Here is an 11,913-nt window from a genome sequence, read left to right on the forward strand (position 1 = left end):
AATCACTCCAAAGGGGGTACCTTAATTTGAATGCCTGCCGCCAGCTTGCGCGGATTGGCGATGCCGTTCGCTTTGGCGATGATCCGCCATTTACTCGGGTCGCCCAGCTCCAGGTCGGCGATCAAGCTCAGACTGAGGCCCAGTTGGATCGTTAGCTGCTTCGTCTGGTCGGCGAGGCCGCCGCCTTGCTGCAGCTGCTCCGAGATCGTTTTGTACTCGCGAAAAGTGACCGAGAGCGTCGACCGGACCGGTATGCCGCTGTCCAGAAACATCGTGAACTTCTGCGTGACCCGCTCGACGACCGCCTTGAATTCGAGCTTGCCCCAAATGAATTTGCACACCGGCGGCGCGTGCAGCTTGCTGTCGATATCCATCAGCCCGGTAACCCGGCGCGTGTAAGTCCGCACGTCTTCGCCCCGTTCATAGGAGTCGAAGAACAATTCCATCGTCAGCGTCCGCGAATTGCCGCTTACGAACTGCGTCGCCGGCGCGGACAACCCCGGCAGCGCGACCGACTGAAACTGGTTGCTGCTTTCGATCGAATACTCGGTCGGGTTGAACAGCACCTTGACCGGGGGACCGCTCGCGGCCCCTTTGTCGTTAAGCGGCTGGATGAGCGCTTTCTCGAGAGCCATGAATGCTCCATCTCCTCTCCCTTCGCTTCTACAAGCCTTTGCGCTGCTTCTCGATGCGCAGCTTGCGCTCAAGCATCTGATACACCTGCTCCGTCAGCGCCTTCAAGTCGACCGCCGCCGGCTGCGGCGGGTTGGCCGGCGGCGGCGGCGAAGCTGCGGCGCGTCCTCCCTGCAACGGCGCGTTCTGGCCGGAGTCGGTCGCCGCGACCGGCGCTGGCGGCGACGACGCAGCGGTGGATGTGCGATGCGACAGCGCCGCGGGCGCGGAAGCCGCGGTACGCTGCGCGGTTGGCCGCGGCGCGAGCACCGGCGGCGGGGGCGCGCTGTGCGGCGCAACTGCCGGCGCGGCGACGGCCAGCGCCGCAGCGCCGAGGCGCGAGATCGCGCGGGGCGCCAGTGTTGGCGCGGCTGCCGCCACATGCGGCGGCGAGGCCGCGAGCGCTTCGCGCGGCGCAGCGAGGGTGCGCGCCAGCGTGCGGGGCGCACCCGGAGACGCGAGGGCGCGGGGCGCAAGCGTCGGCGCGGCTGCCGCCACATGCGGCGGCGATGCCACGAGCGCCTCGCGCGGCGCAGCGTTGGCTCGCTCCGGTGTGCGAGGCGCACCCAGCGACGCGGGGGCGCGGGGCGCAAGCGTCGGTGCGGCTGCCGCCACATACGGCGGCGCGGCTGCGAGAGCTTCGCGAGGCGCACCGGGCGCGGACGCATGGCGCGACGCTGCGGCGGCGCCATGCGCCAATGCCGCCGCGCTCACCGTCAGCGCCGCCTGCTCCAATGCATCAGCCCTTGCCACGCCGGGCAGACGAGCAGCCGGCGCTCCATGCGCGACGGCCGCTGCGCGAGCCGCGGCAGCTCCAGCTTGCGCAGGCGGCCTTCCCGCGAGCGGCAGCCGCAAGCCGGCAGGCCTCCGCAGCGCTGGCGGAAGCAGCACGCCGCCGCCCTCACCCGCGCGCCCCGTTGGAGTCGCGGACGTGCGAACGGACTGCTCAACCGCTGACCCAATGCCCGCCTTAGCAGCATTCGCAAGCATACCTTCCGCCCGCGCAGCCCCGTCAAGCCGATCAGCCGCTGCTCCGGCCCTAGCTCCCGCCGCAGTCGCTTGCGCGAGCCTTCCTGCCGCATTCGCCGATCCGGCGTGCGTCGTGCCTGTCGGCCTGCTGCCGGGATGCAAAGCCGCTTCCGCCATCGTGCGAGCACCTTCCCTTGCGGCACTTTCAGCCTGCGCCGCAACATTCCCCGGGCCACGGCCGACCATCATGGCAGCGGACCGCATTGCCCGAACTGCCGTCCCGCCGCCCAACCTCGCGACCTGTGCGGCAGGAGCCGCCAAACGCATCACACTCGCTCCGCTATGCTGCTCACCGATTGTAGGTGCAAACCCAGCGCGATCTACACTGACGCCTGCAACGCCGCCCCAGCGATGCCCTAGCGATGCCGTGCCGCCGTCGGATGCACGCAACACTCCCGGCGCACCCAATAGTGCGCTCGGTATCTGCCCACGCCCAGCATCATCACGCTTAGAAGCCGCCAGCCGCATCGCTGTCGCGTGCGGCCAGAAGCCGCCGCGCATCGATGCCGCCGCTGCGCCGCGGCCTGCCGCAGTCTCGCGGTCTCCGATCGGCTGCATGCCAAGCCTGAGCGCCAGCTCCGGCAGCATCCCTTTCCTTCGCCCGCCGTTCTTGTACTTGGCGGCGATTCCTTCCGCGAAGCGAGCGTGCCGTGCCGCCGTCCGCCCCATCCCGTAATCCTGCTCTTCCGACACGCCCGCTTCCTCCTTAGCGGCGCCGGCTACTCTGCCAGCAAACCGTGATGCGCCAGTTCGATCGTCTCGAAGGCAAGCTGGCTTTGGTCGCCTCTCAGCTCCGGCCCGATCCATTTGACCGGGTAGGCCCCGACGAAATTCCATCGCCAAGCTTCCCAACCATCCTCGTCAAGCAAGATGACCGATCCGCTCCGCCGCTCGATCGAGCCTCCGACGACGCCGCGATACCAGCGCCAGAGCAGATCCGAATAAGTCATGCCACGCTTCAACACCAGATTCGGGCTCGACGTCGTCTTCGGAAGCTTATAGGCAAAAGCGTTCGCCCCGCCCTCCCGGTATGTCTCGACCTCCGTCTCAAGCTGAAGGCCAGTCACCTCGGAGAAGCCGCCGACGACCAAGCCGTCGATTTCGACGCGAAACCGAAACGAGCCAAGCGGGTCCATCCGAAAAAACGTCATGTCCTTGCTCCTCCCGCTTCGCCCCGGCCGAAACCAGCCAGCATGCTGCTACAGCTTGAAAATGTTTTCCGGCTCCGGGCTCAGCTTGCGATTGATTTTGGATATTTCCTCGCACCAGCGAACGCGATCGCGATGCTCCATCGACATGATGTCGTCATGGGGCCAGTGCGTATAGTAAGCAATAAAAGCTATCTCCTCGTACAGCCGGTCGAGAGGATAGCCGCTTAGACCTCCCCCGAGACAAGCACCCGGGCTTTGAAACGATGCTCGCATTGCGGGCATTCGGCATCGATGTCGCTTCCTTCGCCCTCGTTGATGCGGGCGTACAATTGCTGCAGATAGGCGAGATCCGAAGAGAACAACCCTTCGATAACGCCCGGGTTGATGACCGGCAGATCGCCTAGCTTCGTGATTACTCTAGACAGCAAAATAATCGTCAAATACGCGGCGTTCTGTTGTACCCGCGGGTCGCGCAGCGGCAGAATCTCGTCGGCCGCCGTCGCTAGCCGCATCGTGCCGTGCTTGTGCAAATTGCCGTGCTTGTCGACATAACCGCGCGGCAGCGTAAATTCATATTCCGTCATGAAACTCACGTTACGACTCCTCCTTCAATATTCGCTTTTTAAGCCGGACTGGCCGGGCGGCCGGCGCACGCCGTCATTCATTCGCCGTTGCCTGCCGCCCGCTGTCTCCGGCTGCTAGCTCACGCGGACCATGCCCTCGTGGACGAGATCAAGCGACTCGATGCCCACGTCGTTGCCCTTGGCGCTGAAGTCCGGCGCATCGTATTTGCTCGGCCATACGTTGACGAAATCCCAACGTGCCTTGTCGTTGCCCGCCTCGTCGATCACGATGATCGACACGTTGCGGCGCTCGACGTTGCCGCCGACGACTTCCTTGTGCCAGTTGTACAGCTCCATGGAATCGGTAATGCCCCACTTCAAGCTGATCGTGCCGTATTTCGTCAAGCCCGATAGCTTGCGGGCATGCGTCGGATCCGAGCCGTCGCGATATTCGATAACGTCCACCGTCGAATCAAACCCCGTTACGTCGCTGAAGCCTGCCTGCTGGATGCCGTCGATCTCGACCCGAAACCGGAAATTGCGGAACGGATCCTTGCGTTGTCCTGTTGCCATCCTTTATTCCTCCTTCAAAATGTCCTGATAATCAAACCGCCCTTATATTAAAACTATCCTTCCGAACCGCTCGACACTTGCGCGATGCGGAACACGACGAATTCGGCCGGCTTCACCGGCGCCACGCCGATCAGTACGACGAGTCGGCCGTTGTCGATATCGTCCTGCGTCATCGTCGAACGGTCGACCTTGACGAAGAACGCCTCTTCCGGCTTCGTGCCCATCAGCGCTCCGTCGCGCCATACGCGCGTCAGAAACTCCGTAATCGTCCGGCGCACTCGCGCCCACAGCTTCTCGTCGTTCGGCTCGAACACGACCCATTGCGTACCTTCGTCGATGGACTCCTCCAGGAAGTTGAACAGGCGGCGTACGTTTACGTATTTCCAGAGCGGATCGCTGGACAGCGTGCGCGCTCCCCATACGCGGATGCCGCGGCCCGGGAACGCCCGGATCACGTTAACGCCGCGCGGATTCAGGATGTCTTGCTCCTGCTTCGTAATCTGGAACTCGAGGTCGATCGCGCCGCGTACCGTTTCGTTGGCCGGCGCCTTATGCACGCCGCGCTCCGTATCGGTGCGCGCATAGATGCCCGCCATATGGCCGCCTGGAGGAACGATTCGCAGCAGTCCCGTGTCGGGATCGACCACCTTCAGCCATGGATAATAGTAAGCCGCGTATTTCGTCTCGAGCGCGCTGCGCGGGTTGAGGTTCGCCGCAGGCGATCCGACCGGCGCATCGAATATCGCGAATCGATCCTTCAGTCCTTCGCAATGGGTGATCAGCTCCTCTGCCAATCCTGTAATCGCCGTTGCGTTCGGAGTATAGACGATCGAGATATCGTCGATTTCCGCAAGACCAGCAAGCCCTTTGCGTTTGCCCGGCACGTTCGTATCGCTGCGCTTGTAATCAGCCAGCGTGTAGCTGAGCGCCTGCGTAATCCGGTAGGTCGACGCCGTCGTCGGCAGCGCCGCGGCATCCCAGTTCGTCTCGAGCGTCGCCGTTTTGGACGAACCCACGTAGTCCGTGATTTTGCGCGCTTGGCCTAAGCCGTCCCCGTTAATAATCGTAATGGTCATGCCATTGTAGACATCGTCCGTAGAGGAAGCTTCAGCCGCCAGCTTGATCGTGTTCGCCGTCACCGCCGCCGCTACGCCCTCGGTCTCCACCGTGTCGGAGCCGCCGGACAGCGATGCAATCGTGCTGGCGCTTGGCGCCTTACCGTTGTCGCCGGACAGCTTGTTAAGCACGACGAGGTTGGATATGCCATTCACGCGTTTCTCGTAAAAGTCAGCTGATGCGACATCGACGGACAGATTGTCGTACACCTCGGTCACGACCGGACGCGGCAGCGTCTTCGGCTTGTCTTCGGGATCGAACAGCGTGACGGACTGCTTCCAGTAGAACAGGCTCAACTTGAAGCCGCTGAGCGAGCCCGCCGTTACTTTGACGCCGATCCGGTTGCCCCATGCGCCTTCGCCGACCGCGGTCAGCGTGAGCGCGTTCGCGCTGCTCGCTTGCAGTCTCAGCGTCGCTTTGGTCGCGTTGGCTTTGACGATGCGCGCGATATAGGCACGCTGCCCGCCATTGTCGAAGAAGCCTTGAACCGCATATGGCAAATATTCGCTGCCGCCAAAATAGGAACCGAACAACCGCTGGTAATCAAGCCAGCTCGTTACGAATTGCGGCGTCGTCGGCCCGCGCTCCGTCAAGCCTAGAAAACCTGCCGTGCTCGTCGATACGCCCTCAACGGGCTTGCCGCCGATTTGGATTTCCTCCACATATACACCCGGCGATAAATACTCTGGCATTGTACATAGCCTCCTTAGTTCTTTCTAAATAATGGTCGTTCTCGCTTACTTCAGTGTTAGTACGCCCAGCGATGAGGCCTTGCCGTCCTGCACCGACGCGTCGAGCTGCAGGGAACCGCCGCCCGACGCGGATGCAAGAGTAAGACGCGCGAACATCGCCCGGGCGTTCAGCCGAACGAACGGCAGCACGAACTCGCCGTCCTTATCAGCCGTTGTCTGCACGGTTTCCAGCGTATCGGTTCCGTGCAGAGGCGTATTCGCCGGGTGCGCCGCTGCCAGCGGAGCTGCCAGCAGCCACGGACCGGATGCCGGATCGGCCGGAAGCGGTTCGCGAAGCACCGCATACTCCGTCCTTCCGGCGTCCGCATCCCGGACATACAGGATGTCGCCGGCCTTCAGCTCGCCCTGGATGCCCGTCAGTTGCAGTGAATCGTCACCCGCTGCAGCCGGCTCCCGCAGCCGCGCCTTGACCGACGTCTGCGGCCCATGCAGCGCGGCCGTGACGGCGGCGCCGACTCCCGCATTGCCGCCGATTTCCCGCACCGCGCCTCGGAGCAGCGTCGCTCCGTCTTGCAGCGGATACGTCCGGTTCGGCCGCAAATCGACGACGAGCGGCGGCGGAATGCCCGGTTCGGCGGCAACGCCGGCCTGCAGCGCCGCCGGATTGTAGTAGGCCGATTCAATCGCAATCGTGTAAGTCCCCGGCGGCATATCGGTCAACACGTGATAACCGCTTGGCGTACGCCTTGCATATTGGTCTGTTTCAACCGCGCGAACGCGGAGCTGGCCGATCGCGGAGCCGTCCGGACTCAGCCGATCGCGAAGCTGCACGACGACGGATAGGCGCAGCGTCGAATCGCCATATTGCAGTCGATCCATTGGCGTCTACTCCTCCTCGCCCGAATGGGTGAGATAGCGAACGTTCCGGACGGCGACGCGGCTCGGCGTCGTGACGACCGCCGACTCGATCGCAGCCGAGGACACGGTATAGAATACCGACGGCCGCATCGCCTGGCCGGGAAACGCGCTCCACAGCTCCGTCATTTCCGACAGCGGCACGGACTCCAGCAGAATGCGCAGCCGCGCCGTCTCGCCCGCAAGCCCGCCTTGCAGCAACGAACCTCCAATGGAGGCGTGATCATGAAGCAGCCGCATCGCCCGCCCAAGCAGCCGATGCTCCTCCAGCGAACGTTCCGTCAAATCCTGCACGTACGAATACACGGTCAGCATGTAGCGCAGGTCGACGACGAGCGGCTGATTGGCGATGCTGTCGCCGCTCCGGTACGTCGGCTGCTGATTGCGCATATGCTGGTTTTCTGCGATACCGCACAGGAACAGCGTGACACGCGTCGTCTGCCCGGTTAGATCAGCCGGCGATTGCAGCGCGATCGCGCTCGACGTCACGAGATCGCTCATCCCGTCCCGCAGCAGCTTGATGAGCGTCTCGCCGACATCGGCGATCGTTGTATCCCCGCTCATCGCTCTCCCCCTTTCCTTGAGCAGCCGGTTCCGTCAATCCTCTGAACCGCCACTCGTACCATTTAGAACGGCCCGTAGGAACCGAAATCTTCCCGCCGGACCATCCGGCCCATCTTGTCCATCTCCCGCCTAACGGCGCGCAACAGGTGCGTCATGCCGATAGCGGCCGATTGCTCCGCTGCGAAGAACGCCGCGGTATGGACGATATTTTTGATATGCCCGCCGGATAAGGAGAACTGCCGCGCGAGGAAGGACAGGTCCACGTCGCTGCCGCGCGGAGCGGACGGCGGGAACATCGCCTCCCAGATACGCATGCGCTGCTCCTCATCCGGCAGCGGGAACAGGATGCTGAACGCCATCCGTCGGATGAAAGCCTCGTCGAGGTTGCCGAGCAGGTTGGTCGCCAGAATCGTAATGCCGTCGTAGGCTTCCATCCGCTGCAGCAAGTAAGCGATTTCCGTGTTCGCATGCCGGTCGTGCGCGTCCTTGACCTCCGTCCGCTTGCCGAAGATGGCGTCCGCCTCGTCAAAGAACAGAATCGCGCAGCTTTCCTCCGCTTCTTGGAAGACGCGCTGCAAATTTTTCTCCGTCTCGCCGATGTACTTGCTCACGATCTGCGACAAATCGATCCGGTACAGCTCCTGGCCAAGCTCCAGCGCGATCACCTCGGCGGCCGTCGTCTTGCCGGTGCCAGGCGGGCCATGGAACAGGACGTTCAAGCCGCGACCGCGGACCCGCTTCTGCCCGAAGCCCCATTCGTCGTAGACGACCGAACGGTAGCGGACCTGCTGGACAAGCTCCCGCAGCAAGCGCGACTGGTCATCCGGGAGGATCAGGTCCTCCCAGCCGCATCGCGGCGTCAACCGCTCGGCAAGCGTGCTCAGCTTATGGTTCGTCTGCTCATAGCAGGCGGCGCGGAGGTCCGCTTCGCCGATGGTTCCGCCTTCCGGATCGCGCAAGCGCGCCCGGTTCCAAGCCCCCCGGAACGCCGCGTCGATCTTGCCGGGCGTTAGGCGGAACTTGTCGGCGAACGCATCGGGAGCAACGCTGGCATCGCACGGATACGCAGCCGCTAGGCTGTGCCACAAGACGGCGGCCGAAGCCGAATCCGGCAGTGGAAAGTCTAGCGAGGCGTATATGCCGCGAAACCCGGCAGCTACCCGCGACAACGGCTGATCCCGTTCGCCGAGCAGCAGTACCGCAAGGCCATAGCGCTCCAGTGGGCCAAGCAGCTCGGCAAGCGGCGCAGGCTTGCCCGGCTGCTCGGCTTCGAACAGCGAATCGGCTTCCTCCAGCACGATGATCGCCTCCTCCAGCCAAGCCTCGCGGCACAGCCGCCAAGCCGCTTCGCGCCAGCCGAGCGGATGACCGAACAAGTCGCCGACCCGTGCGACGACGCGCCGTGCGCCCAGCACGCGGCAGGCGCTGGCGGTTAGCGCGCGCTTGCCCGTGCCTGCCGGGCCGTGCAGCAGCAGCAGAGCGGCACGTGGCAGTAATGCGGTGCCGTCTCGTGCGGATGCCGGACCGATCCCGGCATCCGTCCAATTCGACCACGGCACAGGCTCGATTGCGGTCGCTGCCGCCCGCTCGGCGCCATCGGCCGCAGACGGCGCTGACGTTGTTTCATCAGCGAATCCGCTATTGTCCGGCATGAACGGCGCCGACGGCTGCCAGCCACTCCGCGCCGATGCCGCGCCGTGCGCTCCGACTCGCTGCTGCCGCAGCAGCCGCACCATCCGTTCCAGCCGCCCTGGCGGCAGCAGCGCTATGCTCGACTCAGACGGTTCATCTTCGTCCGGCGCAAGGATCGATGCCGCGCCTTCGAGCCGCGCATCCGGAAGCCGATGCCCCAGCAGCCGCTCGGCGATGCTGCGGTCGATTCGCACCGGCTCCGCCAGCAGCGTCGGCATCCGTGCCTCGTCTCCGCCCCGTGCGCCGACCTCCAGAAGCCGATGCCGAAGGAGCGGTGCGGCAGGTGCGAAGAACTGCCGCATGTATGTCCGTTCCTGGTGCGTGCTGCATAGCAGTCGCAGCAGCAGCTCGACCGTTGGCTCTTTGCGCGTCACGTCGTCATGCAAGTAGGCATACAGCTTGCCATACTTCCCATCCCATTCCGGCGCGAGACAGACGAGCAAGCACTGCTCCTCGAAGGAGGTGAGTCCGAGCCTCGCGACGATCGTCGGAATCGTAAGCGATAACCCGCTTGCCATCGCCTGCGTCTTGCGCTCGACGATGAGCTGATCCAACTGCCAGACGGCGGTGACCAGCTCCTGCAATTGGGCGATACGCTCCGCCGTCAGCGTTACCTCGCCTTCGATGGTTTCATCGAGCAGTCGCATCATCATGTCCTCGGTGAGCACGAGTCCGCGGAGCGAATCGAGCGCATCGGTCGGCTGGCCGGCGTCCTGCATGCCGCCTGTTTCCAGCATCCGAATGCGAATCAGCATATCCAACCGCTTCATTTCGTCCCGAATGTACTCGACATCGCTCCCGTATGTTAAGGCGGTCTGGTTCGCATCATGAGCGGCGTCCATCCGCTTTATCGTTTCCATCAGCTCCCCCCTTTCCTTCTTTGCTCGCGACAGACGCTTCAACATTCAGGCGATTGCAATCTGTCTTATGTATTGATACATAACGTATCCTAAACCACTCGACCCATACTAATACGATACGGATTGTATCACGAACCCTATGACCCTTCAATGCGAACGAACCCAAACAAATCGTAAATTAACCGCTTTCAAGACTAAAGATTCGTTAAAGCAAGAAAGCGCCGCCATCGATGCTTTATCATCCGTTCTCTTCCTTTTGAACACTATACCCTTCGCTCAGGAACCCGCGCCCACCTTTTCGCCGCCTCAAATTACATCTCTCTACCTAAATCTAACCTGCTCTCTGAGCCAAAGGTATAGCAGCCAAAAGACCCGCCCCGCGCGACGATTCAATAATAAGTCGCATACTTAAGCGAGCCGGGCGCTCGCCTTCTCTTGGAAGACGAGCGCCCGGCTCGCTTGCTATTCTTTTATTAATGCGCAGCCGCAGGACGTTCCTTCGCCTTATCGGCTTCGGATGCGTTGCGACGAGCTGCTTCGCGGTCCTCCATCATCTCGTCGACCGTCTTCACCTTCAGGCGCGCAGCACCTTCATAGTCCTTCGTCGGGATGAGGTTGCCCGCAGCAAGGCGCGTCTTCGCAGCAGCGATGGCATCGCCGTATTGCGGCAGCCATTTCTCCTGCGCGACGAGCATCTCGTCCGCCATCTGCCAAATTTCCTTCGGATTGCACACCGCGCCGACGAGCGGATCCATCATCATCGCTTGGCGCAGCAGCTGGTCGTCGCCGCGCACGGCTGCTTCAACCGCCAGACGCTGCACGCTGATGCTCACATTGCAGACGGCAGCAGGTCCAAGCGGCAGATCGCCGACATGCGGCATGTTGATGCCGTTGCGGTCAACATAGCCTGGCGCTTCAATAATCGCATCCGCCGGAAGATTCGAGATAACGCCATTGTTGACGACGTTGAAGTGGCCGCGATAGACACGCCCCGTCTCCAAGCCCTCAATAATGTAAGAGCCATGCTCCTCGCTGCGCTTATCCGCTTCATATTTGAACGGTTCTTCCTGCATCCAGTTCGGGAAGTCCGTCTCGAACCAGTTGCGGCCCTCGGTGCATACGCGCAGGTAACCGCCCGTCTCGCCGTTGATCCACGTTCCAAGATCGATCCAGTCTTTGATTTCGTCTGGACGCTTCCGATACCAAGGCACATATTCGCTCAAATGGCCGTTCGACTCCGTCGAATAGTAGCCGAAGCGGCGAAGCATATCGATCCGAACCTTCTCCGTCTTGCTGAATTCCGGATGCGCTTCGAACGCCTCCAGCAGCTTGCCCGTCATGTCCTCGCCTTTATGCTGCACTTGCACGTACCATGTCTGATGGTTGATGCCTGCGCAAATAATATCGACTTCGCTTTTCTCCAGACCAAGCGCCGTCGCAATCTGCCAATGTCCGCCTTGTACGCCATGGCACAGACCGATTGTACGAACGCCGCCATACTTGTTGCATGCCCACGTCAGCATTGCCATAGGGTTCGCATAGTTAAGGAGCAGCACATCAGGAGCCGCCACCTCGCGAATATCTTTACAAATGTTCAGCATCTCGGCAATGCCGCGTTGTCCATACATAATGCCGCCTGCGCACAACGTATCGCCAACGCATTGGTCCACGCCGTATTTCAGCGGAATATCGACGTCCGTCGCGAAAGCTTCCAGACCGCCGATCCGAACAACCGTCAGTACATACTTCGCATCTTTCAACGCTTCGCGGCGATTCGTCGTCGACTGGATCTTAATGCCCAGACCATTCGATTCAATGTCCCGCTGGCACAGCTGCGTCACCATGTCGAGATTATGTTCATTAATGTCCGTAAATGCAACTTCGATATTATGAAATTCTGGCACCGCGAGCAAATCTCTCAGCAGTCCACGCGTAAATCCGATACTTCCAGCTCCGATGAATGTAACCTTGAATGACAAGTAAATCGGCCTCCTCTGCGTGGCGGAGTCGTGTCCGCCCTATGTCCCCATTGTAACAGCAAGGCCATGACAGCGTTATCCAAAATAGCGACCACTTCATCTTCAGC

General features: G+C 62.1%; 11 protein-coding genes. All 11 read right to left on the minus strand.

The features are described 5' to 3' along the window. Positions 1-2: 2 nt before the first annotated feature. The 11 genes from H8B09_RS27125 to H8B09_RS27175 all read right to left on the minus strand — a co-directional run bounded on the left by H8B09_RS27125 (position 3) and on the right by H8B09_RS27175 (position 11,806). Entirely contained in the window at positions 3-707 is a 705-nt protein-coding gene (locus H8B09_RS27125; protein WP_224754068.1) for a CIS tube protein, read from the minus strand. Beyond that, on the minus strand, positions 664-1,407 hold the full coding sequence (locus tag H8B09_RS27130) for a hypothetical protein (RefSeq protein ID WP_191206737.1): 744 nt from the start codon (positions 1,405-1,407) through the stop codon (positions 664-666). Before H8B09_RS27130 ends, H8B09_RS27125 begins: the two co-directional genes overlap by 44 nt. Positions 1,408-2,420: 1,013 nt before the next feature. Beyond that, complete coding sequence (locus H8B09_RS27135) at positions 2,421-2,852, minus strand: phage tail protein (RefSeq protein WP_224754069.1); 432 nt, start codon at positions 2,850-2,852, stop codon at positions 2,421-2,423. A gap of 48 nt (positions 2,853-2,900) precedes the next feature. Next, on the minus strand, positions 2,901-3,134 hold the full coding sequence (locus tag H8B09_RS31125) for a DUF6760 family protein (protein ID WP_318152787.1): 234 nt from the start codon (positions 3,132-3,134) through the stop codon (positions 2,901-2,903). Beyond that, positions 3,077-3,436: a phage tail assembly protein gene (locus H8B09_RS27145; RefSeq protein ID WP_224754083.1), complete on the minus strand. Its 360-nt coding sequence runs from the start codon at positions 3,434-3,436 to the stop codon at positions 3,077-3,079. The genes H8B09_RS31125 and H8B09_RS27145 overlap by 58 nt, the downstream gene beginning before the upstream one ends. Positions 3,437-3,550: 114 nt before the next feature. Continuing rightward, entirely contained in the window at positions 3,551-3,988 is a 438-nt protein-coding gene (locus H8B09_RS27150) for a phage tail protein (protein WP_191206740.1), read from the minus strand. A gap of 53 nt (positions 3,989-4,041) precedes the next feature. Then, positions 4,042-5,796, minus strand: a complete 1,755-nt coding sequence (locus H8B09_RS27155) for a phage tail sheath subtilisin-like domain-containing protein (RefSeq protein ID WP_191206741.1) — start codon at positions 5,794-5,796, stop codon at positions 4,042-4,044. Between the two features lie 45 nt (positions 5,797-5,841). Continuing rightward, positions 5,842-6,675: a carboxypeptidase-like regulatory domain-containing protein gene (locus H8B09_RS27160; RefSeq protein ID WP_191206742.1), complete on the minus strand. Its 834-nt coding sequence runs from the start codon at positions 6,673-6,675 to the stop codon at positions 5,842-5,844. Between the two features lie 6 nt (positions 6,676-6,681). After that, the gene (locus tag H8B09_RS27165; RefSeq protein WP_191206743.1) at positions 6,682-7,275 is read right to left on the minus strand and encodes a Pvc16 family protein; all 594 of its coding nucleotides are present in this window, start codon (positions 7,273-7,275) and stop codon (positions 6,682-6,684) included. Between the two features lie 62 nt (positions 7,276-7,337). Then, positions 7,338-9,827, minus strand: a complete 2,490-nt coding sequence (locus H8B09_RS27170) for an ATP-binding protein (protein WP_191206744.1) — start codon at positions 9,825-9,827, stop codon at positions 7,338-7,340. Between the two features lie 473 nt (positions 9,828-10,300). Continuing rightward, positions 10,301-11,806 carry an alpha-glucosidase/alpha-galactosidase gene (locus tag H8B09_RS27175; RefSeq protein WP_191206745.1) on the minus strand — a complete coding sequence of 502 codons (1,506 nt, stop codon included), beginning with the start codon at positions 11,804-11,806 and terminating at the stop codon, positions 10,301-10,303. Positions 11,807-11,913: the final 107 nt, after the last annotated feature.

This window comes from Paenibacillus terricola (genome assembly GCF_014779765.1).
Taxonomy (GTDB): domain Bacteria; phylum Bacillota; class Bacilli; order Paenibacillales; family Paenibacillaceae; genus Paenibacillus_T; species Paenibacillus_T terricola.